This window comes from Pannonibacter carbonis (assembly GCF_003012935.1).
Taxonomy (GTDB): domain Bacteria; phylum Pseudomonadota; class Alphaproteobacteria; order Rhizobiales; family Stappiaceae; genus Pannonibacter; species Pannonibacter carbonis.
In genome coordinates this window covers 104,941-129,923 of sequence record NZ_PUDR01000008.1, presented here as the reverse complement: position 1 = coordinate 129,923, position 24,983 = coordinate 104,941, and the positions used below count along the sequence as shown (strand labels likewise).

Below are 24,983 nucleotides of genomic sequence, written 5' to 3'. Positions count from 1 at the left end.
TAAAATATGACAAGACGTCAAAATCAGCAATCCGGACGCATGATGCGACTGCCTCCAACGGGTAGTCAAGCAGCCACAACCGCCCCCATCAGCACCCGCCGCCGCATGCATGCCGCTGCCGTGCCACTTCCCGCACCGCGCAATGAAATGTTGACAAGACGGGTGTTCCCGGTCACAACCTTGCCCGTCTCGGACAGGAAAGACGAGTTATGGGCATTCGGCACGCCGCCGACATGACGGGCATGATGACGATGGCAACCGCCGTCGCTGCTCGCGCTCGCACGCTCGTCACCGCCACCAAACTCACCAAAACGACTACCAAAACTACCCGTTAATGGTGCCTCTCGTCCCGCTCTCCCCCGGGATGGGGAGCGCCAGAGAGCCAGGCAGTCGTGATGCGTCGCGGCGCCGGGTCTCGGGGAGACGGATGAGGAACACGATCATGGGTTACAAGGTTGCGATTGTTGGCGCCACGGGCAATGTGGGCCGCGAAATGCTGGACATTCTGGCCGAGCGCGGTTTCCCGGCGGACGAAGTCGTCGCGCTGGCCTCCCGCCGCTCGCTTGGCACGGAAGTGTCCTTTGGCGACAGGACGCTGAAGGTCCAGGCCCTCGAGAACTACGACTTCTCCGACACCGACATCTGCCTCATGTCCGCCGGCGGCAACGTCGCGAAGGAATGGGCGCCGAAGATCGGTGCACAGGGCTGCGTTGTCATCGACAACTCCTCCGCCTGGCGCTACGACGCGGAAGTCCCGCTGATCGTTCCGGAAGTGAACGCTGACGCCATCACCGGCTTCACCAAGAAGAACATCATCGCCAACCCGAACTGCTCGACGGCCCAGCTCGTTGTCGCGCTCAAGCCGCTGCACGAAGCGGCCGGCATCAAGCGCGTTGTCGTTTCCACCTACCAGTCGGTGTCCGGCGCCGGCAAGGAAGCGATGGAAGAGCTGTTCAACCAGACCCGCGCCATCTTCGTCAACGACCCGGTCGAGAACCAGAAGTTCACCAAGCGCATCGCCTTCAACCTCATTCCGCACATCGACGTCTTCATGGAAGACGGCTACACGAAGGAAGAGTGGAAGGTGATGGCCGAGACCAAGAAGATCCTCGACCCGAAGATCAAGCTGACCTGCACGGCCGTCCGCGTGCCGGTGTTCATCAGCCACTCGGAAAGCGTCAACATCGAGTTCGAGCGTCCGATCACGGCCGATGAAGCCCGCGACATCCTGCGCGAGGCTCCGGGCTGCCTTGTCATCGACAAGCACGAGGACGGTGGCTACATCACGCCTTACGAAACCGCCGGTGAAGACGCCACCTACATCTCGCGCATCCGCGAAGACGCGACCGTCGAGAACGGCCTCAACATCTGGGTGGTCGCCGACAACCTGCGCAAGGGTGCCGCCCTCAACGCGATCCAGATCGCCGAAGTGCTGGTCAACCGTCGCCTGCTGACCCCGAAGAAGCAGGCCGCCTGATCCCGCGCGATCTCATCACCAGACTGCCATCCCGGGGCCTAGCGCCCCGGGATTTTTCTTTCAGCCCGCCTTTCCTGACGCCAGGTCCTGCCATGACATCGCCCCGCACCTTTGCTGGCTTTGCAGCCGCTCATCCCGATGCCCGCTTCTCTGACTGGCTGGTTGCGCAAGCGGACGACAGATGGAACCAGGCCTGCGGCCATCCTTTCACCGTCGCGATCGGCAACGGCTCGATGCCGGAGGCGGCCTATGTCCGTTACCTGATCGAGGACTACACGTTCATCACCGATCTCGCCTCGGTCCTCGGCTATCTCGTCGCCAAGGCACCGGACATGGCGGCAAAGCGGCGGCTCGCCGGCTTCCTTGCCCTGCTGACCTCAGAGGAAAATGACTATTTCCTGCGGTCCTTTGCGGCGTTGAACGCGCCATCGGAGACCTATGTGGCCGCAGCCCAGGGTCCGGTCACCCGCGCCTTTGCGCAGCTGTTGCTCGACAGCGCCGGGGCGGGCACCTACGCCGAGGGCCTTGCCTGCCTGCTCTGCGCCGAATGGGTCTATCTCACCTGGGGTGAACGGGAAGCAGCCCACCCGCGGCCCGATGCCTTCTGGCTGGCGGAGTGGATCGATCTCCATGCCGGCCCCGGCTTTTCAGGCTTTGTCGGCTGGCTGCGCGAGGAAATGGACAGGGTCGGCCCGGCGCTGTCGCAAGCCGATCAGGCCCGTGTTTCCGCCATTTTCTCCCGCATGTGCGAACTGGAATTCGCTTTCTTTGAGGCCGCCTGGACTGGTAAGCCTGTGCTCCCTGCCTGATTCCGCGCCAGTCGGGTGAGGCCCAGCACTGCCTGGACCTCATTCGCCACGCCCCACAGTGTGTGTTCATGTACGTCTATGAAATCGCGGCCCTGGCCGCAGCTGCCCTGTGGGCCGTCACTGGCCTCATTGCCACCACCCCGTCCCAGCATCTCGGCGCCATCGCGTTCAACCGCTACCGGATGCTCATGGTGTTTGCGGTGCTTGCCGCCTATGTCACCGTCGTTCCCGGTTGGGGCTCGATTGGCAGCGCACATCTGCTGCCTCTGATCCTCTCCGGGTTCATTGGGATTTTCCTCGGCGATACGGCGCTGTTTCTTTCGCTCAACCGGCTCGGCCCGCGCCGCACGGCGATGCTGTTCTCGCTGAATGCGCCGATCTCGGCCCTCCTCGGCTGGATCATCCTGGGTGAGACGCTGTCCGGTCAGGCGCTAGCCGGCGTGCTCGTTGCTTTTGCCGGTGTCATCCTCGCCATCGGCTTCGGCAAGAGGCGGTCACAGCTGCACCAGTGGGAGGCGATCAAGGGACCGCTCTGGATTGGTCTCGTCCTGGGTCTGGCCGCTGCCCTGTCGCAGTCCGTCGGCTCGCTCATTGCCCGCCCCATCATGGAAGCCGGTGTCGATCCGGTGGCGGCCTCAGCGCTGCGCATCGGCGTGGCGGCCTTCGGCCTGACGCTGATCGCCGCCCTGCCGACGCCCATGGTGAAGGCCCAGAAGCCGATGACGCTCAGTGTCGGCATTGGCGTTGCCATGACCGGCATCATGGGCATGGGCATCGGCATGACGCTCATCCTCTTCGCCCTGTCCGGCGGCGAGGTCGGCATCATCTCCACCCTCTCGGCAACCACACCCGCCATCCAGCTACCGCTTCTGTGGGCCCGCACCCGGGAATGCCCGGCGCTTGGTGCGTGGATCGGCGCCGCCCTGGTGGTCATCGGCTGCGCCCTGATTTTCGGCGTGTGACCCTGCCGCCGGCACGGCCAACACCGGGCACACCGAATATTGCATACACTTGCATACAAAAATGAGCCATGCGATAACAGGTCATCCTGACAAGGAGCCCAGCACATGGACCTGCTTGCCCTTCTTCTGCCGGATCAGCTCCCGATCTGGTCCTCGCTTGTGCTCATCCTCGCCAGTTTCTTTACCTCGGCCCTGACGGCTGCAGTGGGCCTTGGCGGCGGCGTGGCGCTGCTGGCATTGATGGCAAACCTCATGCCGCTGGCCGCCCTCGTTCCGGTGCATGGGCTGGTGCAGCTCGGCTCCAATGCCGGCCGCGCCATCGTGCTCGTGCGCCACATCGCCTGGGACCTGATGGCCTGGTTTGCCGCCGGCGCTGTTCTGGGCGCCCTGGTCGGCGGCCAGATCGCCATCACCCTGCCGGAGGTCTGGCTCAACATCGGCATCGGGCTGTTCCTGCTCTGGACCGTGTGGGGAAAGGCCCCGCGCTACCGCCACACGCCGAAGCCGGCCATTGCTGTCGCGGGCTTCGTGTCCACGGCGCTCAGCATGTTCTTCGGCGCTGCTGGCCCCATCAGCGGAGCTGTTCTGTCGGGCCTAGACATTCCGCGCCAGAGTTTCGTTGCAACCCAGGCTGCAACCGCATTGACCATGCATGTGTTGAAAATCGCCGTCTTCGGCCTGCTCGGCTTTGCCTTCGCGCCTTGGGCTGGCCTCATCGCCACGATGATCATCAGCGGCTTTCTCGGCACGCTGACTGGCACGCGGCTGCTCGGACATATGCCAGAGGCTAGGTTTCGCAAAGCATTTCGTTGGGTTATGACGCTTCTTGCCATAAATCTCCTGTGGCGGCCCATCGGCGATTTCCTTAGCATGTAAGGAAATCCGCCTGACTGGACAGGAAAATGCCAATTACAGCTGCAGCCATCGAGGCCGCCTATGATCGCATCACCCCGCATATTCGTGTTACACCCTTGCTGCAACTGCGCAAGGGCGACCTCGGCTTGCCTTTTGCAACGTCCCTGAAGCTGGAGTCCCTGCAGCACAGCGGATCCTTCAAGGCACGCGGCGCCTTCAATGCCTTGCTCAGCCAGGACGTGCCGCTGTCCGGCGTCACGGCGGCATCGGGCGGCAACCATGGCGCTGCCGTCGCCTTCGCCGCCCGGGCTCTCGACATTCCCGCCCGGATCTTCGTGCCGCAGATCGCCACCCCGGCGAAGGTCGCCCGCATCCGCGCCTATGGTGCCGAGATCGAGGTTGGCGGGGCCAGCTACGCCGAAGCGCGGCGGGCCTGCGAGACCTGGCGCGAGGCATCGGGCGCGCTCGACATCCACGCCTATGACGCTGAGGCCACCATTGTTGGCCAGGGCACCCTTGCCCTCGAATGGGAAGCCCAGACGCGCGGCCTCGACACACTGCTTGTCGCCGTTGGTGGTGGTGGCCTGATTTCAGGCATCGCCACCTGGTTTGCCGGCAAGACGCGTGTCATCGGCGTCGAGCCCGAAGGCTGCCGCTCCCTGTCGGCGGCGCTCGCCGCCGGTGGTCCGGTCGATGTGGATGTCGGAGGCATTGCCGCCGACAGTCTCGGGGCCCGCCGCTGCGGCGAACTGGTCTATGACATCTGCCGCATGGCGGTGGATGACGTGATCATCGTGACCGACAACGACATCCGCGACGCCCAGCTTCGCCTGTGGCGCGAAGCCCAGGTCGTCGCTGAACCAGGTGGCGCGGCCGCCCTTGCCGCCCTCACCAGCAGCCGCTACGTCCCTCAGCGCGGCGAGCGCATCGGCATCCTTGTCTGTGGCGGCAATGCCGACCTCAGCGCCCTTGCAGCGCCCGCCCTGGCCAGCGTCACTTGACGTTTCGCCCGCCCACGCTTGAGCAAACGCCCGCTCGTCCGACTTGAAAAGACCGGGCCGAGCCGCTACCGACATAGCCATATTCCACACAAGATCGGGACGGAACACCCATGGCCACCCACAACCTGCTCCTGCTGCCGGGCGACGGCATCGGTCCGGAAATCATGCCGGAAGTGAAGAAAATCATCGCCTGGTTCAACGCACGCGGCGGCGACACCTTCGAGACAGACGAGGGCCTGGTTGGCGGCTCGGCCTATGACGCCCATGGCAAGTCGATCTCCGAGGCCGACATGGCCAAGGCAATGGCGGCCGATGCGGTCATCTTCGGCGCCGTCGGCGGCCCGAAGTGGGACAAGGTGCCCTATGACGTGCGCCCGGAAGCTGGCCTCCTGCGCCTGCGCAAGGACATGCAGCTCTTCGCCAACCTGCGCCCGGCGATCTGCTACCCGGCCCTGGCCGATGCCTCGTCGCTGAAGCGCGAGATCATCGAAGGCCTCGACATCCTGATCGTGCGCGAGCTGACCGGCGGCGTCTATTTCGGCGAGCCGAAGGAGATCATCGATCTGCCGAACGGCCAGAAGCGCGGCATCGACACCCAGGTCTATGACACCTACGAGATCGAGCGCATCGCCGCCGTCGCCTTCGAGCTGGCCCGCACCCGCCGCAACGAAGTCTGCTCGATGGAAAAGCGCAACGTCATGAAGTCCGGCGTGCTCTGGAACGACGTTGTCACCGCCACCCACGCCGCCCGCTTCTCCGACGTCATGCTCAGCCACATGCTGGCCGACGCTGGCGGCATGCAGCTGGTACGCTGGCCGAAGCAGTTCGACGTCATCGTCACCGACAACCTGTTCGGCGACATGCTGTCGGACGTCGCCGCGATGCTGACCGGTTCGCTCGGCATGCTGCCCTCCGCCTCGCTCGGCGCACCGGATGCAGCAACGGGCAAGCGCAAGGCCCTCTACGAGCCGGTGCATGGCTCGGCCCCGGACATCGCCGGCACGGGTGCCGCCAACCCGATCGCTATGATCGCCTCGTTCGCCATGTGCCTGCGCTACTCCTTCGAGAAGGTCGCCGAGGCTGACCTCCTCGACCGCGCCATCTCGGCCACGCTCGACAAGGGCCTGCGCACCCGGGACATCGCCTCGGAAGGCTCGACTGTCATCGGCACCACCCAGATGGGCGACGCCATCGTCGCCGAACTGAACGCCCTGAGCGCCTGATCCCTGGCATCTCCGCAAAACTCGAAGGCCGCAGCTTGCATCCCGCAGGCTGCGGCCTTATCCGTTCCGGCCAGAACAGGCCGTCAAGGCTGACGATGGCACAGGAGCCCCCCATGACCGACCCGCTCAAGCGCTTCTTCGGCACCTGGATTTTCGACCGGGACGAGAGCGAATTCGACCACGGCGAGCTGCCCCAGAGCGCCACGCTCACGATCGAGGATTTCTTCGGCACGCTGAAGTTCACCATGACCAGCGTTGCCGCAGATGGCACCAGCCAGACCGACAGCTTCACCGCCCTGCCCAACGGGGCTGAAACGAAGCTCGGCAAGAGCGGTCTCGCCGACGCCATGCGTCACGGCCTGCGCGGTGACAGCAACCTCGTCAGCGAAGCCCTGCGCGGCGGCGCCGTGATCATGACCGCCGACCGCGAAATCTCCCCCGACGGCCGCACCCTCACCGTCACCCAGACCGTGCACATCACGGAAACCGAAAGCTTCATCAACTCCTCAGTCTACCGCAAGGCGCAGTAGGCCGCCGAACCTCACCTTGCGGAAGTCACGCGATGTGTATAGATTTGGATGATCATACACATCGCGGGGAGCGCAGCATGCGCACCAACATCGACATCGACGACGACCTCATGACCAAGGCAATGGCTGTGACAGGCCTCTCCACCAAGAAGGCCGTTGTTAAGGAAGCCCTGCGCCGCCTCGTCAAGGACGAGGAGCTTCGGGCCGTGATCCGCGACATCAAAGGGATTGGCTGGGAAGGCGATCTCGATGAGATGCGCGATGGCTGGGGTCCCCCGGAAGACATTCCGGCTCTGGAAACCGATGCAGCATGATCGTCGTCGACAGTTCTGTGTGGATCGCACTGATCAAAGGTCACGCCTCCGAAGCAGTTGAAAAACTTGAAACTATTGAAAATCCGTCTGAAATTATCGTCGGAGATCTCGTGTTGCTCGAAGTCCTGCAAGGGGCGAAGTCGCCAGGCAATGCCCGGTTTCTGGAGCACGCACTACGCCGCTTCAAGGTAGAGACCCTTTGCGAGCCGTCCATTGCTGTTGAAGCAGCTGCTATTTATCGCGATCTTCGCGCCCGAGGCATCACGATCCGCCGTACCGTCGATATGGTGATCGCTACTTACTGCATCCGCAACAGTTACCAGCTCTTGCAACAAGACCGCGACTTTCAGCCCTTCGCCACCCATTGCGGCCTGCGCTTGATGTAGCCCCCCCCCCGAAGCCCGCCCCTCGCGCCGTCCCGGCCTTGTGCCGGGACCCGTCAGGATGGCACCGCGGTGCAGTTGTCCGGCAACGGCTGGAGAACACGAACAGGTCCCGGCACAAGGCCGGGACAGCACGAGGAAAATTTCAGAACGGGGATTTACCCGAAAGCCCGCCAGCCCCGGCACCAACGTAACGTCTGTGTCGGGGTAGCTACGGTTACCTCATGCGTCGTCAGCCTCCTCACGCAGCCTCAGCGCCGCGTTCGCCGACGATCCGCACAACATCGGCCATGATGTCGGTCAGCTGGAAGTCCTTCGGCGTGTAGACGGCCGCAACACCCATCGCCTTCAGCGCGCGGGCGTCCTCGTCCGGAATGATGCCGCCGACGACGACCGGAACGTCGCCAATGCCAGCGCCGCGCAGCTTGTCCATCACATCGCGCACCAGCGCCAGATGCGACCCGGACAGGATCGACAGGCCGATGACATGCACGCCCTCTTCCAGCGCGGCATTGACGATCTGCGCCGGGGTCAGGCGGATGCCTTCATAGACCACTTCCATGCCGCAATCGCGCGCGCGCACGGCGATCTGCTCCGCGCCATTGGAGTGACCATCCAGTCCCGGCTTGCCGACGAGGAATTTCACCCGCCGGCCCAGCTTGCGCGACACGGCTTCCACGCTCTCCCGAACGGCGGTGAGGTCACCGGCATCGTCCCGCGCCGCGCGGCCAACGCCCGTCGGGGCCCGGTACTCGCCGAAAACTTCCCGCAAGGCCGCGCCCCATTCGCCGGTGGTCACGCCCACCTTGGCGGCCGTGATCGAGGGCTCCATGATGTTGCGCCCCTCGCGCGCGGCAGCCTTCAGCCCGGCAATCGCCGCCTCGACAGCAGCCCCGTCCCGCGCAGCGCGCCAGGCCTTGATCCGTTCGATTGCCTCGTCTTCCACATGCTCCGGCACGGTGAGAATGCCCCCATCCTCGCCGGTGGCGAGCGGCGAAGGCTCGCTTTCGGTCCACCTGTTGACGCCGACGACGATCTGCTCGCCGGTTTCAATTCCGGCCAGCCGGCGCGTGTTCGCCTCCACCAGCTTCTGCTTCATGTAGGAGGATTCCACCGCAGCCACAGCACCGCCCATGGCGTCGATCCGCGCCAGCTCCTCGCGTGCCTCGGCCTTCAGCTCCTCCACCTTGGCGGTGATCACCGATGAGCCGTCGAAAATGTCATCGAAATCCAGCAGGTCCGTCTCATAGGCCAGGATCTGCTGCATGCGCAGCGACCACTGCTGGTCGAACGGCCGCGGCAGGCCCAGCGCCTCGTTCCAGGCCGGCAGTTGCACGGCGCGCGCCCGGGCGTTCTTGGACAGGACCACCGCCAGCATCTCGATCAGGATGCGGTAGACGTTGTTCTCCGGCTGCGGTTCCGTCAGGCCCAGCGAGTTGACCTGCACGCCATAGCGGAAGCGGCGATAGCGCTCGTCGGTGATTCCGTACCGGTCGCGGCAGATCTCGTCCCACAGCTCGGTGAAGGCGCGCATCTTGCAAAGTTCGGTGATGAAGCGCATCCCCGCGTTGACGAAGAACGAGATGCGCCCGACCGCCTGCGGAAACTCAGCTTCGGGAATAGCCCCACTGGCCTTCATGCCGTCGAGGATTGCAACTGCGGTTGCCAGTGCAAAGGACAGTTCCTGCACCGGCGTCGCCCCGGCCTCCTGCAGGTGATAGGAACACACGTTCATCGGGTTCCATTTCGGCATTTCGCTGTAGGTCCAGGCGATCACGTCGCCGGTCAGCCGCAGCGATGGCGCGGGCGGAAACACATAGGTTCCGCGCGACAGGTATTCCTTGATGATGTCGTTCTGCGTCGTGCCGGCCAGCAGCTTGCGGTCCGCGCCCTGTTCGTCGGCGGCCGCCACATACAGCGCCAGCAGCCAGGGCGCGGTGGCGTTGATCGTCATCGACGTATTCATCTTCTCAAGCGGGATCTCGTTGAACAGCGTCCGCATGTCGCCCAGATGCGCCACCGGCACGCCCACCTTGCCCACTTCGCCGCGCGCCAGCATGTGGTCCGGGTCATAGCCCGTCTGTGTCGGCAGGTCGAAGGCGATGGAAAGACCGGTCTGCCCCTTGGCGAGGTTCGTCCGGTACAGCCGGTTGGAATCCGCCGCTGTGGAATGGCCCGCATAGGTGCGGAAGATCCAGGGCTGGTCGCGCCGGCGCGGTGCCTTGGACGATCCGGTTTCTGCTGCCTGGCTCATGTCTCACTCCTTAACGCCTGCGCCGCCGCGAAGGGCACTCACAGGTCTCGCCTATGTGCGATGCAAAATCCACCTGCGAGGCAAATTCAAGTTACGCAATAGTCGTATAGATCGAAAGCTTTTTTGGTTTGATAGTTGCGCAAACGGACGAAGTTGGCCCTAATGGGGCTGCTGCAACGCAGCACCCCGAACAACGGTCGACCGGCTTGGACACAAGCTTCCGACTGGAACTACGTCAATCTGGCCGGAATTTTTCAACCCGGACATGAGGATGGGCGTCCGGCAAGGGTCCGGCGCATGGAGGGGAAGGAACAACAATGAGCTCGGCGCTGCAGGCAAACGACAACCGACACACGGGAGACGTCCCCTTGAAGGACCTTTACGAGATCGGCGAGATCCCGCCGCTCGGCCATGTGCCGAAGAACATGTATGCCTGGTCGATCCGCCAGGATCGCCATGGCGCGCCGGAAGACGCGATGAAGATCGAGGTCGTGCCGACCTGGGAGCTGGACAGCCACGAAGTTCTCGTGCTCGTCATGGCCGCAGGCGTCAATTACAACGGCGTCTGGGCGGCCCTTGGTGAACCGATCTCCGTGTTCGGCAGCCACAAGAGCCCCTACCACATCGCCGGGTCCGATGCCTCGGGTATCGTCTGGGCCGTCGGATCCAAGGTGAAGCGCTGGAAGGTCGGCGATGAAGTCGTCATCCACTGCAACCAGGATGACGGCGACGACGAGGAGTGCAATGGCGGCGATCCGATGTTCTCGTCGACCCAGCGCATCTGGGGTTACGAAACGCCGGACGGTTCCTTCTCCCAGTTCTGCCGGGTGCAGTCGCAGCAGCTGATGCCGCGGCCCAAGCACCTCACCTGGGAAGAAGCCGCCTGCTACACCCTGACCCTCGCCACCGCCTACCGCATGCTGTTCGGCCACGCGCCGCACCAGCTGCGTCCGGGCCAGAACGTGCTTGTCTGGGGCGCCTCCGGCGGTCTTGGCGTGTTCGGCATCCAGCTCGCGGCTGCGGCAGGCGCCAATGCCATCGGCATCATCTCGGACGAGGACAAGCGCGACTACGTCATGTCCCTCGGCGCCAAGGGCGTCATCAACCGCAAGGACTTCAACTGCTGGGGTCAGCTGCCGAAGGTCAATTCGCCCGAGTTCAACACCTGGACCCAGGAAGCGCGCAAGTTCGGCAAGGCGATCTGGGACATCACCGGCAAGGGCAATGACGTCGACATGGTGTTCGAGCACCCGGGCGAACAGACCTTCCCGGTCTCCTGTCTGGTTGCCAAGCGCGGCGGCATGGTCGTGTTCTGCGCCGGCACAACCGGCTTCAACATCACCTTTGACGCCCGCTATGTCTGGATGCGGCAGAAGCGCATCCAGGGCTCGCACTTCGCCCACCTGAAGCAGGCCTCCGAGGCGAACAAGTTCGTCATCGACCGCCGCATCGACCCGTGCATGTCGGAAGTGTTCCCCTGGGACCAGATCCCGAAGGCGCACACCAAGATGTGGAAGAACCAGCACGCCCCCGGCAACATGGCTGTTCTGGTCAGTTCGCCGATGCCCGGCCTGCGCACCTTCGAGGACGTCCTGGAAGCTGGCAAGCGCTGACAAACCCTGGCCGGCCGCCCCTTGAGGGCGGCCGTTGCTCAGGTCATCGCGAACATGCGTACCTGTTTGGAAAAATGCGAGTGCCGCAAGCCGAACAGGTGATGCAGGATGCTGTCCACGTCTTCCGGGTAGAACGGTTTGCGCAGGAAGGCCTTGGCCTTCACTCGCTCGGCCGCCTGATCCAGCGTCGTATTGTACTCAGTAGACATCAGGATCACATCCGAGCCACGCGTCGTGGCCGCCAGTCGTTCGGCCAGTTCCAGCCCGGTCATGTTCGGCATGTTGAAATCAGTGAAGATGACCCGGTATGACTTTTCGCTGACCCGCTTGATTGCGGCATGACCGTCCTCGGCCTCGACAATGTTCAGCTTGAAGATCGACCGCTCCAGCACCCGCTTGACGATCCGGCGGACCGTGGCTGAATCATCAACCACAAGCACGTCGAAGGGCATATTGATCGCTTCATAGACCTCGACCACATGCCGCACCTGGCTGGCGCTGAAGGGTTTGGTCAGGAAGTCATACGCGCCGAAGGATTTGAGCTTCTTTTCCGCTTCCTCGCCCAGTCCGTCGGACATTGACACGGCAAAGGTCTTCGCACCCATGACGTGAATGGCCGCCATCACCTCAACCCCGTTGAGCTGTGGCATGTTGATATCGAGGAAGGCGATGTCGAACGCGGCACGGCTCAGCTTCTCGACCGCGTCCTTGCCATCGGCCGCCATGGTAATCTCCATGTTGCGGCCAGTTGCCAGCAAAGCTTTCTCGACGAACTTGCGGACGGTACCGGAATCATCCGCAATGATCACCTTGATCGGCTTATCTTCCTCTTCGTCAGACACGCGCCAAAATTCCCCTCGGTTATTATCGATTTATGGTCGAACTTATATGGCAAGAGCGTAAACACAAGCTCAATACCACCGTATCTATACTGACATACAGCAAGGGCATATGGCTGAGGTCTTCGTCAAGTCCCGTTCTGGGCCCGTTCTTTCATGAAGCGCCGGGCCGTGGCACTCCCAGGCAAAGCGGCCTAATCTCGCCGGTGATTCGCAAGGCTGGGGCGCAGCAGAAAGAAACTGAAATGACGAAACCCATGACCCGTCAGACGACAGGGCGGCTGGCAGGCCTGGCCTTGGCCGCAGGCCTCCTCCTGCTTGGAGGTTGTCAGACCGAAAAGCCCGTAGAACTGCCGCCCTTCTACCGTGACCTTGCGCGGGTCAATGCCAGCATTGACCAGCAAGCAGCGCTGCAGATGATCAACCAGTACCGCCAGAACAACGGCCTTGGCCTATTGACGCTTGATCCGACGCTCGGCGCCATCGCCCAATCCCAGGCGCGGGCCATCGCCGAAGCGGACAGCATCCGCGCCTCGCTCGAGCCGCAGAACCAGCTCAAGACCCGTCTCAGCGCCATCGGCGAGACCAAGACCGACGCGGTTGAAAATGTCAGCGCCGGCTATCGCACGCTCGCGGAAGCCTTCTCCGGCTGGCGCGAATCTCCCGGCCACAACAAGGTCATGCTGGATCCGCGCGCCACCCGCATGGGCATCGCGACCACCTTTGCGCCGAACTCGAAATACAAGGTGTTCTGGAGCCTGGTGCTGGCGTCAGCGCCCCAGTGACACAGGATCCGGAAAATCGGCAAGGGACCCAAAGGTCCCTCCGCCTCTCCGCGCTGTCCCGGCCTTGAGCCGGGACCTGTCAGGGACGACAAGCCATTCCTCACGGCTTATCCCGCCGCAACCTCACTGGCAAAATTCTCCGGCGCACAGCTTTCGAACTTGCTCGTCTCCGGATCCATGATCCGGAGATCGCCAGAACCGATATCGAACCAGGCACCGTGCACCTTCAGGCCTTCGGTGCGCATGGCCTCGTCGACGAAGGGGAAGGTCGCAAGGTTTTTCAGCGACTGGCGCACCCCGGCATATTCCATCGCAAGCTGCGGATCATCGAGCTTGTCGACCGGCATGCAGGCCATGGCAATCGCGGCCGGTTCCAGCAGCTTGATCCAGCGGCCAATGAAGGCGCCGGTTGCCAGTGGTGCATTGGCGTTTTCGCGGAAGGCATGGACGCCGCCACATTTGGCGTGGCCCATGACGACGATGTGCTTCACCTTGAGCACGCGCACGGCATATTCGATGGCCGCGCTGGTGCCGTGCTGACCGTCGGTTTCCTCATAGGGCGGCACGAGATTGGCGACGTTGCGCACGACGAACAATTCGCCTGGCCCCACATGGAACACGCCTTCCGGCGTGACGCGGCTGTCGCAGCACGAGATCACCATCACATCCGGTCGCTGGCCATAGATGGCAAGCTGTTCCTGCGTCTCGCGAAAACGGACATAGCCCTTGTTCAGATAGCGGCTGTATCCGGCGACCAGATGATTGGGGAAGTCATGTGCCACGTATGTGTGTCCTCGCCAGCATTCAGGGTTCGTCTCGCGGGCGCAGGCAAAGCCGCCCCGGTGCTGGGGCGGATACAGTCATGGAATGCCGTCTGCGGTCAACCCGGCAGAACAGCGGACCGGCTAAAAGGCAGACAACCCGACCAGTCGTCAGAACCGCTCGGCCCGCAGCACCTCGCAATCGGTGATGCTGACGACGCCGATATGCTGCTGAACCAGCGGCATCGCCTTCTGCAGCAGGTTTTCGAGCCGCTCCTCTTTCACGATGCAGATGAAGGCCACCATGCCACCGGCCAGCGACACCTGGCCCTCGCGGCTCCAGAGCCCCGAGCGGCCGCTGCCGCCCAGCACCGGAAGGATGGTGAAGCCGGTCACGCCGGCCGCCGTCAGGGCCTGCGTCAGGCGCCGCTCCATTGGCGCCTCGATGATGATCTCGACGCGCTTTGCCTTGGTCGTCTGCATGCCCTTACCCTCCGATGCCCAGCCCGGTGGCGATTGCGATGTAAAGCGGAATTCCGACAGTCAGGTTGAACGGGAACGTGATCCCGAGCGACACCGTCAGGTAGACGGACGGATTGGCCTCCGGCAATGCCACGCGCATCGCCGCCGGCACGGCAATGTAGGAGGCCGAGGCGCACAGCGTCATCATCAGCACCACGCCGCCGGTGGACAGGCCCAGCACGGCGCCGGTCCCAAGCCCCGCCAGCGCACCGATCAACGGCATGAGGACGCCGAACCCGACCAGCCCCGGCGACAGGATCCCCCGCGCCGCGCGCAGGCCACGTCCGGCAACCAGTCCCATGTCCAGCAGGAACAAGCACAGCACGCCCTTGAACGGGGCAACAATGAAGCTTTCGATATCGCTCAAGCCCTTCTGCCCGGTGATCATGCCGATGAAGAACGAGCCCACCAGCAGCACGATGGAACCGTTGAGCAGGATTTCGCGCATCAGGCCGCCGTCATGCTGATCGGCTGCGGCGCCGGGTTGCGGCTTGCGCGAGCGGCTGGCCAGCCAGAGCGCGGAAAGGATCGCCGGAGCCTCCATGGCAGCGGCCACCGCCACCATGTAGCCTTCTCCCGGAATGCCGCTGCCCTGCAGCACGGAGCTTGCCGCCACGAAGGTGACGATGGAGATCGACCCGTAGTGACCCGCAACGGCCGCGGCATCCAGCGCCGACAGGCGCGTCAGGCTGCGCACCAGCCCATAGGCTATGAACGGCAGGACAAAGGACAAAAGCACGCCCGCGACCAGCGACAGGCCGAGACGCGCGTCGAGCCCGTGTGACGACACGCTGACACCGCCCTTGAAGCCGATGGCGAACAGCAGGTAGATCGACAGCGCCTTGGCTGCGGCCTCCGGCACCGACAGGTCTGATCGCCCGAGTGCTGCCGCCAGTCCAAGCGCGAAGGACAGGATGATCGGCGACAGCAGGTTTTGCCCGGCCAGGGCGAGTAGGTTTTCCATTCGCTTTACCCCGACATGCCGACACCGGCACGATGCGACCCGACAGCCAGGCCCCAGTATACGTGTTTATTCGTAGCCGCCGATGTAGGCTGTGCCATCGCGCATGACAAGCCGCACCTCCGACAAAGGTCCCACTTGCTTCGCATTGCAGCAACAGGTCAAAGTCGCGGGCAGAAACAGGTCGGTGGCAGTGGGAGTTCAGGCGTGACCAAGACGAACCCGGGCAATTTCTTCGAGGATTTCTACGTCGGCCAGGTGATCCGCCATGCCACGCCGCGCACCGTCACCGAGGGCGACGTCGCCCATTACACCGCAATCTACGGCCCGCGCTTTGCCGTGCAGTCGTCGGAAGCCTTCGCACGCAAGCTGGGCTATCCGCGCGCGCCGATCGATGACCTGCTGACCTTCCACATCGTCTTCGGCAAGACCGTTCCGGACATCTCGCTCAATGCCGTGGCCAATCTCGGCTACGCTGGCGGCCGCTTCCTCGCGCCGGTCTATCCCGGCGACACCCTCTCAGCCGTGTCGGAGGTGATCGGCCTCAAGGAAAACTCCAACGGCAAGACCGGCGTCGTCTATGTCCGCTCCACCGGCTACAAGTCCGACGGCACGGAAGTGCTCGACTATGTGCGCTGGGTCATGGTCAACAAGCGCGAACCGGGCAGCCCTGCGCCGGCTCCCGTTGTTCCGACCCTCCCGGAAAGCATTGATCCCGATGCGCTCGGTGATGCCTGCCCGATGCTGTCTGCCCATGCCTGGGACGCCGCGCTCGCCGGCAGCCGCTTCCGCTTTGCCGACTATGTTGCCGGCGAGCGCATTGACCATGTCGACGGCATGACGGTCGAGGAAACCGACCACATGCTGGCCACGCGCCTCTACCAGAACACTGCGAAGGTGCACTTCAACCAGCACACCGAAGGTCAGGGCCGCTTCGGCCGCCGGCTGATCTATGGCGGACACGTCATCTCTCTGGCACGCGCCCTGTCCTTCAATGGCCTCGGCTCGGCCTTCCACATCGCCGCGATCAACGCCGGCCGCCATGTCGCCCCGCTTTTCGCCGGTGACACGGTCTATGCCTGGTCGGAAGTCATCGACACCGCACGCATCGAAGGCCGAAACGACGTCGGTGCCCTGCGCCTGCGCCTCGTCGCCACCAAGAACCGCCCCTGCGCCGATTTCCCCTATGCCGATGACAACGGCGTCTACGCCGAAAACGTTATCCTCGACTTCGACTACTGGGCGCTGATGCCGGTATGAGCCGCCGCATTCCTGGCAGAAGCTGCAATCTCGCTTGCCTGAACGTGCAGGTAGCCGAGCTTTGCATGTCGTTGCACGGCGCTTGTGCTTGACTGCGTCATTGCCGTCGGTGGAGCTTGTCTGCTCCCGGAAACGACGGCGAGAGGGCACCATGCGCGAGATGACCATTTCCGACCTTCAGGCCGCCCGTGCGTCCGGCAGCCTGACCACCACCGCCCTTGTGGCCACCCTGCTGGAGGCCGCGAAGGCGCGGGCGGGCGACAACATCTTCATCACCCTCGACGAGGCTGGTGCACGCGCGGCCGCAGCCGCATCTGACGCTGCGGGTGCTGCACCCGCCGGCCTGTTGCAGGGCGTGCCGCTGGTGATCAAGGACAACATCGCCGTCGCCGGCCTGCCCAATACCGCCGGCACACCGGCGTTGAAGGACTGGGTGCCGGCAACGGATGCGCCCGTGGTCGCGCGGCTGCGCGCCGCCGGGGCGATCATCCTCGGCAAGACCAACATGCACGAGCTGGCCTTCGGCATCACCACGAACAATTCCGCCTTCGGTGCTGTCGCCAACGCCTATGCACCGGACCGGATCGCGGGCGGCTCCAGTGGCGGCACTGGCGCTGCCATCGGCGCGCGCCTTGCCCCGGCCGGCCTTGGCACCGACACCGGCGGTTCGGTCCGCATTCCCGCCGCCCTCAACGGCATCTCGGCGCTGCGCCCGACCGTCGGCCGCTATCCGGGGGCAGGCATCGTCCCGATTGCCCGCACCCGTGACACAGCCGGCCCGATGGCCCGCAGCGTCGCCGATCTTGCGCTTCTCGATGCGGTCATCACCGGCACAACCAACGAGCTGCCGGACGTCGCCCCGCAGTCGATTCGCCTCGGCCTTGCCGCTCCCTTCACGCAAGGTCTCGATCCGGCAACTGCCGCCGTGTTCGAGACTGCGCTCGACCGGCTGCGCCAGGCCGGCGTGACCCTTGTTCCGGTCGACCTGACGCACATCCGGGACCTCAGCGACCGGGTCGGCATTGCCATAGCGCTCTTCGAGATCCGCCGCGACATGCCGGAGTTTCTCGCGGCCAATGGCACTGGCGTCACGCTCGAGGGCCTTGCCGCCGCAATCGCCAGCCCGGACGTCGCCTATGTCTTCTCCGAGTATGTGACAGGCGCCGGCGCGATCCCCGAGGCGGTCTACCAGGAGGCGATGCAGGATCTGCGGCCCCGGCTTCAGGCCGCTTATGCCGAGGTCTTCACGCGTGAGCGGCTTGATGCGCTGGTCTTCCCGACCGTGCCGCTGGCCGCCACGCCGATCGCCACCTCCGACCGCACCGTCCGCCTCGATAGCGTCGAGGTTCCGACTTTCCCCACCTTCATCCGCAACACGGATCCGGGATCGAATGCCGCCATCCCGGGCATCTCGCTGCCGGCTGGCGTCACGACGGACGGTCTGCCCGTTGGTCTCGAAATTGACGGCCCGGCCCATTCCGACCGGCACCTCCTCGCCGTCGCGCGGACCCTCGAGACCCTGCTGCCGGCAACGCCACCGCCGGCCCTCACCAGGTCCCGCTGAGCCTCAGGCCTTCGCAAGCGGGTGATGTGTCTCGACGAGATCGCGCAAGCGCTCGTCGAGCACATGGGTGTAGATTTGCGTTGTCGAGATATCGGCATGCCCCAGAAGCTGCTGCACGACGCGCAGGTCCGCGCCGTTCTGCAGCAGATGCGAGGCAAAGGCGTGCCGCAGCACATGCGGCGACACCTGGTCGGCCTGAAGCCCGACGCCTACCGCCAGCGCCTTCAGGTCACGGGCGAAGGCCTGCCGGGTGAAATGCCCGCTTTCCGAATAGGACGGGAACAGCCAGGGGCTCTCGGTAAAGGCATCCTCGGCCTTGCGCAGCGCCACATAGGCCCGCATTGCCTCCTGCGCGCGCGGGCTCAGCGGCACCAGCCGTTCCTTGCCGCCCTTGCCGCGGATCTCGATCAGCCGCGCATCGCGCATGGCCGCCCGGACAGGCAGCGCCACCAGTTCGGACACGCGCAGCCCCGAGGCGTAGAGCACCTCCAGCAGCGTGTAGAGCCGTGAGGCCCTGAGCTGCCGCCCCGGCGTCTCGTGCACCTGCACCGCATCGAACCGCGCCGCCTCGATCAGCCGGTCCACCTCGGCCACGCTCAGCACCTTGGGCAGCGCCTGCCGCTTCTTCGGCGCCGACAGGATCCGCGTCGGCTCGTCCTTGCGCCGGCCTTCCGCAAACAGGAACTTGAAGAACTGCCTCAGCGCCGACAGCCGCCGGGCTTGCGAGGACGCGGCAAAGCCACGGGCCGTCAGGTCGCTGAGATAGGCGCTGACATCGTCCTGGTCCGCGTCCGAGACGGGCGTCGACCCCAGAAACTCGGCAAAGTCCTCCAGATCCCGCCGGTAGCTTTCCAGGGTGTTCAGCGCCGCGCCGCGTTCCGCCGCCAGCATTTCCAGAAAGGTCTCGATGCCGGAATCAGCCGCCATTGCTCCAGCTCCTGCCGCGCCGCGCTATCGCGCGAACCCGTCCTTCTGCACCCGGACCGTGATTTCCCGCTCGTGCGGCTCGACCAGGTTCGCCAGCGCAAACACCGCGCCATAGCCGAGCCCCGCCAGCACGAGCACGGAGACAATGAGACGGGTCAGCGTGGGCACGGCTTCGACAACTCCTTGCATCGACTCAATTGCGACGCGCTTGCATTTTGTCGGAATATGATAAAAGGCCCGGTAACAGACACAAGGGAGGACAGCCGTGGGGGCAGCCGGATCGGGCACACTCATCACCGACGAACGCGCAGCCCGGCTCGTTGCGGCCCTTGGAAGCCGCTGTCTGGTGCTGGTCGGCATCATGGGCTGCGGCAAGTCCAGCGTCGGCCGCCGCCTTGCCCAGCGCCTCGGCCTGCCCTTCCTTGACGCAGACACGGAGATCGAGACGGCGGCCAACATGACCGTGTCCGAAATCTTTGCTGTGCATGGCGAGCCGGAGTTCCGCCGCGGCGAGGAACGTGTCATCGCCCGGCTCTTGCAGGAAGGGCCGATGGTTCTGGCGACCGGCGGCGGCGCCTTCATGAGCGAGACCACCCGCCAGGAAATATCCCGCCGCGCCGTCTCCGTCTGGCTGCGTGCGGATCTCGACACCGTTATGAGCCGCGTGCGCAAGCGGCCCACCCGCCCGTTGCTGCAAAATGCTGACCCGGAAGGCACGATGCGCAAGCTGCTGGATACGCGCGAACCGGTCTATGCCCTGGCCGACCTGTCGGTCTGGTCGCGCGACGTCCCCCACGAAACAGTCATGGAAGACATCATGCAGGCGCTGGAGACCTATCTGTCTTCCCGGCCCAACCTGTCATCCGGACCTGAAACCCCTGCCGAGTGACCATGACCCTGCCGACGCACACGCCGCCCATCACCGTTCCCGTTGACCTGGGGGACCGCTCCTATGACATCCTCATCGGCCGCGGCCTCCTCGCCTCCGCGGGCGAGCGCATTGCCGCGCTGATGCCGGGCGGGCGGCTCGCCATCATCACCGATGCCACCGTCGCCCGCCTGCATCTCTCCACGCTCACCGCCAGCCTTGATGCCGCTGGCGTCGGCTACACCGTGATGACCGTCCCGCCGGGCGAGCAGACCAAGTGCTTTGCCGAATACCAGCGCCTGTGCGACGAGGTTCTGGCCGCCCGCCTGGAACGCGGCGATGCGGTGCTCGCCTTCGGCGGCGGCGTCGTCGGCGATCTGGCCGGCTTCGTGGCGGCCTCCGTACGCCGGGGCATGAGCTTCATCCAGATCCCGACCACGCTCCTGTCCCAGGTCGACAGCTCCGTCGGCGGCAAGACGGGCATCAACTCCCGCCATGGCAAGAACCTCATCGGTGCCTTCCACCAGCCGGATCTCGTCCTTGCCGACACCGCCCTGCTCGACACGCTGAGCGACCGCGAGTTCCGCGCCGGCTATGCCGAAGTGGTGAAATACGGCCTCCTCGGCGATGCCGATTTCTTCGCCTGGCTTGAGGTCAACTGGCGCGATGTCGTCTCGGGTGCACCGGCCCGCGAGGAAGCCGTCGCCCGCTCCTGCATGGCCAAGGCGGCAACCGTGTCCGCCGACGAGCGCGAGGCCGGTCAGCGTGCCCTGCTCAACCTTGGCCACACCTTTGGCCACGCGCTGGAATCAGCCGTCGACTATGCCAACGAGCGCCTGGTGCACGGCGAGGGCGTCTCCATCGGCATGACACTGGCGCATGAGTTCTCCTGCCGTCTCGGCCTCATCGACGATGCCGTCGTCGACCGGGTGACCGCGCATCTTGTCGAAGTCGGCCTCCCGACCCACATTCGGCAAATCCCGGGGCAGATGCCGCCCGCCGAAACGCTGCTCGACATCATTGCCCAGGACAAGAAAGTCAGCCGTGGCGCGCTGACCTTCATTCTCACCCGTGGCATCGGCCAGGCCTTCGTCGAGAAGGGCGTTGACCCAGCCTCCGTGCTGACCTTCCTACAGGAGAAGCTGCGCACATGATCGATACGACCTTGTGGTTCACGATCGGCGGAATCCTCTGCCTGCTGGCCGTGTCAGCCTTTTTTTCGGGTTCTGAGACCGCGCTTACCGCAGCGTCCCGCGCGCGCATGCATCAGCTGGAAAAGGCCGGAGACGTGCGGGCCAGTGTCGTCTCACGCCTGATCGCGACCCGCGAACGGCTGATCGGCGCGCTGCTGCTGGGCAACAACATCGTCAACATCCTCGCGTCTGCGCTGACCACCAGTCTGTTCCTGTCGCTCTTCGGCGAGGCCGGCGTCGCGCTGGCAACAGTCGTAATGACGATCCTTGTCGTCGTCCTGTCTGAAGTCATGCCCAAGACCATGGCGATCTCCAATCCGGACCGCTTCGCCCTCGCTGTTGCACCGGTCGTGCGCGTCATCGTTGCCATCTTTGGCCCGGTGGTCATCACCATTGAATGGATCGTGCGGCTGATCCTGCGCCTTTTCGGCGTGCGGGTGGACGAGACCACGGCGGTCCTCTCCGCCCATGACGAGCTGCGCGGCGCCGTCGACCTGCAGCATCTGGAAGGCGGCCTCGTCAAGGCCGACCGCGATCGCCTCGGTGGCCTGCTGGATCTCGCCGAGCTCGAAGTCTCCGACGTCATGGTCCACCGCACCAACATGATGGCCCTGAATGTCGATGAGGACGTGTCAAAGCTCGTCGATGCTGCCCTTGCGGCACCCTACACCCGCATGCCGCTGTGGCGCGGCGAAAGCGACAATTTCGTTGGCGTGCTGCACGCCAAGGACCTTCTGCGCGCGCTCAAGGCGGCCGGCAATGATTTCGACAAGCTTGATGTCCTGAAGATCGCCACGCCGCCCTGGTTCGTGCCGGACACCACCAGCCTGCAGGACCAGCTCAACGCCTTCCTCAAGCGCAAGTCACATTTCGCCTTCGTCATCGATGAATACGGCGAGGTGCAGGGCCTCGTGACGCTGGAAGACATTCTTGAGGAAATCGTCGGCGAGATCGCCGACGAGCATGACATCGAACTGACCGGCGTGCGGCCGCAGGCCGATGGCTCGGTCATTGTCGATGGCTCGGTTCCCATCCGTGACCTCAACCGCGCCAACGACTGGAACCTGCCCGACGAGGAGGCAACCACCATCGCCGGCCTCGTCATCCACGAGGCCCGGATGATCCCGGACGAGCGGCAGATCTTCACCTTCCACGGCTTCCGCTTCACCGTCCTGCGCCGCGAACGCAACCGCATCACCCGCCTGCGCATCATGCCGCTCAACGCCAAGGACATCAAATCCGCCGCCAAGGCCCAGGACGCAAGGGCGGACAAGCTGGCGGCCACGCCGTCTAAGGTGGGTTAGTCCATTTTGGGGCGGGAGCACGGAACCGGTCACGCCCCCCTCCCCTCTCAACCGCGCCGTCCCGGCCCAGTGCCGGGACCTGTGATGCTGTCCGCGACCCCACCACCCGCGTCACAGCAACGCAATCCTGACAGTTCCCGGCCCAAGGCCGGGACAGCACGGAGGATTGCTACGTGGAGTGTAACGACACGGAAGAGATCCCCCAAGACACCTCCCCTCGTCGCTCCTGCGCAGGCAGGAGCCCAGTACCCCCGGTGCATCTTGGAAAACTCGGCGGAAAACCCAACCCAAACAACAGCAGAAGACACAGCCAGTGCCCACCGCTAACCGCCTCGGTTACTAGGCTCCTGCCTTCGCAGGAGCGACGAGCGATAGGCTACCGGGACCACGCCCCTTCAAACCGCTCCGCTCACCCGGGCCGCGCGGGGGGCCGGCTCGTCCGGGGACCGAACTTCGATGGCCAGCGCATGCACACCGGCCGCGAAGCAGGGGGCAAGCACGCCGTTGATCGCCCGGTGACGGTCGACCCGTCCCTTGCCGGCGAAGGCCTCGGCAACAATGCGGACGCGGAAGTGGGTTTCCCCGCCCTCGCGCCAGCCACCATGGCCCTTGTGCTTGTCGGATTCGTCGATGACCGTGAGTTCGCTCGGCGCGAAGGCATCGGTCAGGAGGTCGGTCATCTGCTGGCGAATGGTCATACGCTATGTTCTGTCCATATGCCGCCCGCGCGTCAACCCTGTTGCAAGGATGCCCGCCGGACGGAAACCCTTTCTTTTATTCCCCCCGCTAACCTTGTTCGTTCGAGCCACCCTCTCCATAATCGGGCCCATGAAACTGGATTCCAAACTGTTCGACCGGATCCGCGTCAAACCTGACAAGGACCGGCTCGACGAAGACATCTTCCCGCCCTGCCAGCACCCCGGCTGCGCGCGCCCCGGCACCCACAAGGCGCCGCAGGGCCGCGACCGCGAGGGGCAGTACTTCTTTTTCTGCATCGATCACGTGCGGGACTACAACAAGACGTACAACTACTTCACCGGCATGGATGATGACGCCGTGCGCGTCTACCAGAAGGACGCGCTGACCGGACACCGGCCGACCTGGAAGATGGGCGTCAACAAGGAGGCCGCACAGGGGCCTGATGGCCATGATCCACGCACGAACGCCCGGCCCCGCGCGTATGCCCGGCATGGCGGAACGACGCACACGCGGGATCGCAAGCTTCTCGCCCTTGAAAAGCGGTCGTTTGATGTGCTCAATCTGTCGGAGAAGGCGCGTGGCGACGAGATCAAGGCGCGCTATAAGGAATTGGTGAAACTCAATCATCCGGATGCCAATGGCGGTGACCGGTCGTCCGAGGATCGCCTGCGGCAGATCATTCAGGCCTACAACGTCCTGAAGAAAGCCGGTTTCTGCTAGAGCAATTCCAGCAAAAGTGGGAACCGGTTTTGCGCCTGGAATTGCGAAAAGAGGAAATGGAGCACATATGGCAGCGCCATTTCGCCGAGAGTATCCCTAGCCTGGTGCGTTCGCGCCGGCTTTCCCCACATGACCCTGACCCCGGCCCGGCCGAGGCAGCGGAGGACCGATGACTGACAAGATGACCGTGGCCGAAGGCATGCCCGACACCGAAGTTTCCGTCGAAGAGGTGTTCGGCTTCCGCAGTGACCTGAAAGTGCCTGCCTACAAGACCCCGACCGAGCATGTGCCGGACGTGGATCCTGATTACCTGTTCGACCGGCCGACGACGCTGGCCATTCTCGCCGGCTTTGCGCGCAATCGCCGCGTGATGGTCACCGGCTATCACGGCACGGGCAAGTCCACCCACATCGAACAGGTTGCAGCGCGCCTCAACTGGCCCTGCGTCCGCGTCAACCTCGACAGCCACATCAGCCGTATCGACCTGATCGGCAAGGACGCGATCGTCCTCAAGGATGGCAAGCAGGTCACCGAATTCCGCGACGGCATTCTGCCCTGGGCCTACCAGAACAACATTGCCCTGGTGTTCGACGAGTATGACGCCGGCCGGCCGGACGTGATGTTCGTGATCCAGCGCGTGCTGGAATCCTCCGGCCGCCTGACCCTGCTCGACCAGAGCCGCGTCATCCGCCCGCATCCCTGCTTCCGCCTGTTTGCCACTGCCAACACGATTGGTCTCGGCGACACCTCCGGCCTCTATCACGGCACGCAGCAGATCAACCAGGCGCAGATGGACCGCTGGTCAATCGTCACCGCGCTGAACTATCTGCCGCATGACAACGAAGTCGGCATCATCCTGGCCAAGGCAAAGCACCTCACCGGAGCCGAAGGTCGCGCCATCGCCTCGAAGATGGTGCGTCTCGCCGACATGACCCGGTCTGCCTTCGTCAACGGCGACCTGTCGACGGTCATGAGCCCGCGCACCGTGATCACCTGGGCCGAAAACGCAGAGATCTTCGGCGACCTCGGCTTCGCGTTCCGCCTCACCTTCCTCAACAAGTGCGACGACACCGAACGCTCACTGGTGTCCGAGTTCTACCAGCGCTGCTTCGGCGAGGAACTGCCTGAGTCCTCGATCAAACTGGTCATGAGCTGAGAG

The 24,983-nt window shown here is 64.3% G+C and carries 26 protein-coding genes; 18 read left to right on the top strand and 8 right to left on the bottom strand.

Features of this window, described 5'->3' with window-relative positions:
- Nucleotides 1–442: 442 nt before the first annotated feature.
- The 9 genes from C8348_RS12795 (at nt 443) to vapC (ending at nt 7,557) form a co-directional block, all read left to right on the top strand.
- On the top strand, nt 443–1,477 hold the full coding sequence (locus tag C8348_RS12795) for an aspartate-semialdehyde dehydrogenase (protein WP_106753731.1): 1,035 nt from the start codon (nt 443–445) through the stop codon (nt 1,475–1,477).
- A gap of 92 nt (nt 1,478–1,569) precedes the next feature.
- Nucleotides 1,570–2,286: a TenA family protein gene (locus tag C8348_RS12790; protein ID WP_106753730.1), complete on the top strand. Its 717-nt coding sequence runs from the start codon at nt 1,570–1,572 to the stop codon at nt 2,284–2,286.
- A 68-nt stretch (nt 2,287–2,354) separates the two neighbouring features.
- The gene (locus tag C8348_RS12785; protein WP_106753729.1) at nt 2,355–3,248 is read left to right on the top strand and encodes a DMT family transporter; all 894 of its coding nucleotides are present in this window, start codon (nt 2,355–2,357) and stop codon (nt 3,246–3,248) included.
- 105 nt (nt 3,249–3,353) lie between these two features.
- Nucleotides 3,354–4,124 carry a sulfite exporter TauE/SafE family protein gene (locus C8348_RS12780; RefSeq protein WP_106753728.1) on the top strand — a complete coding sequence of 257 codons (771 nt, stop codon included), beginning with the start codon at nt 3,354–3,356 and terminating at the stop codon, nt 4,122–4,124.
- 26 nt (nt 4,125–4,150) lie between these two features.
- A complete protein-coding gene (locus tag C8348_RS12775) occupies nt 4,151–5,104 on the top strand; it encodes a threonine/serine dehydratase (RefSeq protein ID WP_106753727.1) in 954 nt (317 codons plus the stop codon).
- Between the two features lie 110 nt (nt 5,105–5,214).
- Complete coding sequence (leuB, locus tag C8348_RS12770) at nt 5,215–6,327, top strand: 3-isopropylmalate dehydrogenase (protein ID WP_106753726.1); 1,113 nt, start codon at nt 5,215–5,217, stop codon at nt 6,325–6,327.
- Between the two features lie 113 nt (nt 6,328–6,440).
- The gene (locus C8348_RS12765; RefSeq protein ID WP_106753725.1) at nt 6,441–6,857 is read left to right on the top strand and encodes a hypothetical protein; all 417 of its coding nucleotides are present in this window, start codon (nt 6,441–6,443) and stop codon (nt 6,855–6,857) included.
- Nucleotides 6,858–6,934: 77 nt separating this feature from the next.
- On the top strand, nt 6,935–7,171 hold the full coding sequence (locus tag C8348_RS12760; RefSeq protein ID WP_106753724.1) for a type II toxin-antitoxin system VapB family antitoxin: 237 nt from the start codon (nt 6,935–6,937) through the stop codon (nt 7,169–7,171).
- Nucleotides 7,168–7,557 carry a type II toxin-antitoxin system VapC family toxin gene (vapC, locus tag C8348_RS12755; protein WP_106753723.1) on the top strand — a complete coding sequence of 130 codons (390 nt, stop codon included), beginning with the start codon at nt 7,168–7,170 and terminating at the stop codon, nt 7,555–7,557. The genes C8348_RS12760 and vapC overlap by 4 nt, the downstream gene beginning before the upstream one ends.
- 238 nt (nt 7,558–7,795) lie before the next feature.
- Here the strand turns inward: vapC and C8348_RS12750 are convergent, their stop codons facing one another.
- Nucleotides 7,796–9,808 carry a protein meaA gene (locus C8348_RS12750; RefSeq protein ID WP_106753722.1) on the bottom strand — a complete coding sequence of 671 codons (2,013 nt, stop codon included), beginning with the start codon at nt 9,806–9,808 and terminating at the stop codon, nt 7,796–7,798.
- Between the two features lie 317 nt (nt 9,809–10,125).
- On the opposite strand from C8348_RS12750, the gene ccrA reads away from it, so the two are divergent.
- A complete protein-coding gene (gene ccrA, locus C8348_RS12745; RefSeq protein WP_106753721.1) occupies nt 10,126–11,421 on the top strand; it encodes a crotonyl-CoA carboxylase/reductase in 1,296 nt (431 codons plus the stop codon).
- 38 nt (nt 11,422–11,459) lie between these two features.
- On the opposite strand, the gene C8348_RS12740 is transcribed toward ccrA, so the two are convergent.
- The gene (locus C8348_RS12740; RefSeq protein WP_106753720.1) at nt 11,460–12,263 is read right to left on the bottom strand and encodes a response regulator; all 804 of its coding nucleotides are present in this window, start codon (nt 12,261–12,263) and stop codon (nt 11,460–11,462) included.
- A 242-nt stretch (nt 12,264–12,505) separates the two neighbouring features.
- On the opposite strand from C8348_RS12740, the gene C8348_RS12735 reads away from it, so the two are divergent.
- Nucleotides 12,506–13,045 (top strand): CAP domain-containing protein, encoded by a 540-nt coding sequence (locus tag C8348_RS12735; protein ID WP_198647036.1) that lies wholly within the window; start codon nt 12,506–12,508, stop codon nt 13,043–13,045.
- A gap of 107 nt (nt 13,046–13,152) precedes the next feature.
- Here C8348_RS12735 and C8348_RS12730 read toward each other — a convergent pair whose 3' ends face one another.
- The 3 genes from C8348_RS12730 to C8348_RS12720 all read right to left on the bottom strand — a co-directional run bounded on the left by C8348_RS12730 (nt 13,153) and on the right by C8348_RS12720 (nt 15,292).
- Nucleotides 13,153–13,827: a carbonic anhydrase gene (locus tag C8348_RS12730; protein ID WP_106753718.1), complete on the bottom strand. Its 675-nt coding sequence runs from the start codon at nt 13,825–13,827 to the stop codon at nt 13,153–13,155.
- A gap of 150 nt (nt 13,828–13,977) precedes the next feature.
- Nucleotides 13,978–14,289 (bottom strand): P-II family nitrogen regulator, encoded by a 312-nt coding sequence (locus C8348_RS12725; protein WP_106753717.1) that lies wholly within the window; start codon nt 14,287–14,289, stop codon nt 13,978–13,980.
- Between the two features lie 4 nt (nt 14,290–14,293).
- Nucleotides 14,294–15,292, bottom strand: a complete 999-nt coding sequence (locus C8348_RS12720; RefSeq protein ID WP_106753716.1) for a sodium-dependent bicarbonate transport family permease — start codon at nt 15,290–15,292, stop codon at nt 14,294–14,296.
- Nucleotides 15,293–15,496: 204 nt separating this feature from the next.
- Between C8348_RS12720 and C8348_RS12715 the strand changes: the two genes are divergently transcribed.
- Nucleotides 15,497–16,549: a MaoC family dehydratase gene (locus C8348_RS12715; protein WP_106753715.1), complete on the top strand. Its 1,053-nt coding sequence runs from the start codon at nt 15,497–15,499 to the stop codon at nt 16,547–16,549.
- A gap of 151 nt (nt 16,550–16,700) precedes the next feature.
- On the top strand, nt 16,701–18,113 hold the full coding sequence (gene iaaH / locus C8348_RS12710) for an indoleacetamide hydrolase (RefSeq protein WP_106753714.1): 1,413 nt from the start codon (nt 16,701–16,703) through the stop codon (nt 18,111–18,113).
- A 3-nt stretch (nt 18,114–18,116) separates the two neighbouring features.
- Here iaaH and xerD read toward each other — a convergent pair whose 3' ends face one another.
- Together xerD and C8348_RS22135 are read right to left on the bottom strand one after the other, a co-directional pair.
- Nucleotides 18,117–19,040, bottom strand: coding sequence for a site-specific tyrosine recombinase XerD (gene xerD, locus C8348_RS12705; protein WP_106753713.1), 924 nt, complete (start codon nt 19,038–19,040; stop codon nt 18,117–18,119).
- Between the two features lie 24 nt (nt 19,041–19,064).
- Nucleotides 19,065–19,208 carry a hypothetical protein gene (locus C8348_RS22135; RefSeq protein ID WP_198647035.1) on the bottom strand — a complete coding sequence of 48 codons (144 nt, stop codon included), beginning with the start codon at nt 19,206–19,208 and terminating at the stop codon, nt 19,065–19,067.
- Between the two features lie 97 nt (nt 19,209–19,305).
- Between C8348_RS22135 and C8348_RS12700 the strand changes: the two genes are divergently transcribed.
- Genes C8348_RS12700 through C8348_RS12690 form a run of 3 tightly spaced genes read left to right on the top strand, consistent with a single transcriptional unit; the run spans nt 19,306 to nt 22,405 of the window.
- Complete coding sequence (locus tag C8348_RS12700; protein WP_106753712.1) at nt 19,306–19,929, top strand: shikimate kinase; 624 nt, start codon at nt 19,306–19,308, stop codon at nt 19,927–19,929.
- 2 nt (nt 19,930–19,931) lie between these two features.
- Entirely contained in the window at nt 19,932–21,062 is a 1,131-nt protein-coding gene (gene aroB, locus C8348_RS12695; RefSeq protein WP_106753711.1) for a 3-dehydroquinate synthase, read from the top strand.
- Nucleotides 21,059–22,405 (top strand): HlyC/CorC family transporter, encoded by a 1,347-nt coding sequence (locus C8348_RS12690; RefSeq protein ID WP_106753710.1) that lies wholly within the window; start codon nt 21,059–21,061, stop codon nt 22,403–22,405. The genes aroB and C8348_RS12690 overlap by 4 nt, the downstream gene beginning before the upstream one ends.
- Nucleotides 22,406–22,800: 395 nt before the next feature.
- On the opposite strand, the gene C8348_RS12685 is transcribed toward C8348_RS12690, so the two are convergent.
- On the bottom strand, nt 22,801–23,103 hold the full coding sequence (locus C8348_RS12685) for a BolA family protein (RefSeq protein ID WP_106753709.1): 303 nt from the start codon (nt 23,101–23,103) through the stop codon (nt 22,801–22,803).
- A gap of 130 nt (nt 23,104–23,233) precedes the next feature.
- Between C8348_RS12685 and C8348_RS12680 the strand changes: the two genes are divergently transcribed.
- Both C8348_RS12680 and cobS read left to right on the top strand, forming a co-directional pair.
- Nucleotides 23,234–23,824: a J domain-containing protein gene (locus C8348_RS12680; RefSeq protein WP_106753708.1), complete on the top strand. Its 591-nt coding sequence runs from the start codon at nt 23,234–23,236 to the stop codon at nt 23,822–23,824.
- 169 nt (nt 23,825–23,993) lie between these two features.
- Nucleotides 23,994–24,980 carry a cobaltochelatase subunit CobS gene (cobS, locus tag C8348_RS12675; protein ID WP_106753707.1) on the top strand — a complete coding sequence of 329 codons (987 nt, stop codon included), beginning with the start codon at nt 23,994–23,996 and terminating at the stop codon, nt 24,978–24,980.
- Nucleotides 24,981–24,983 lie beyond the last annotated feature (3 nt).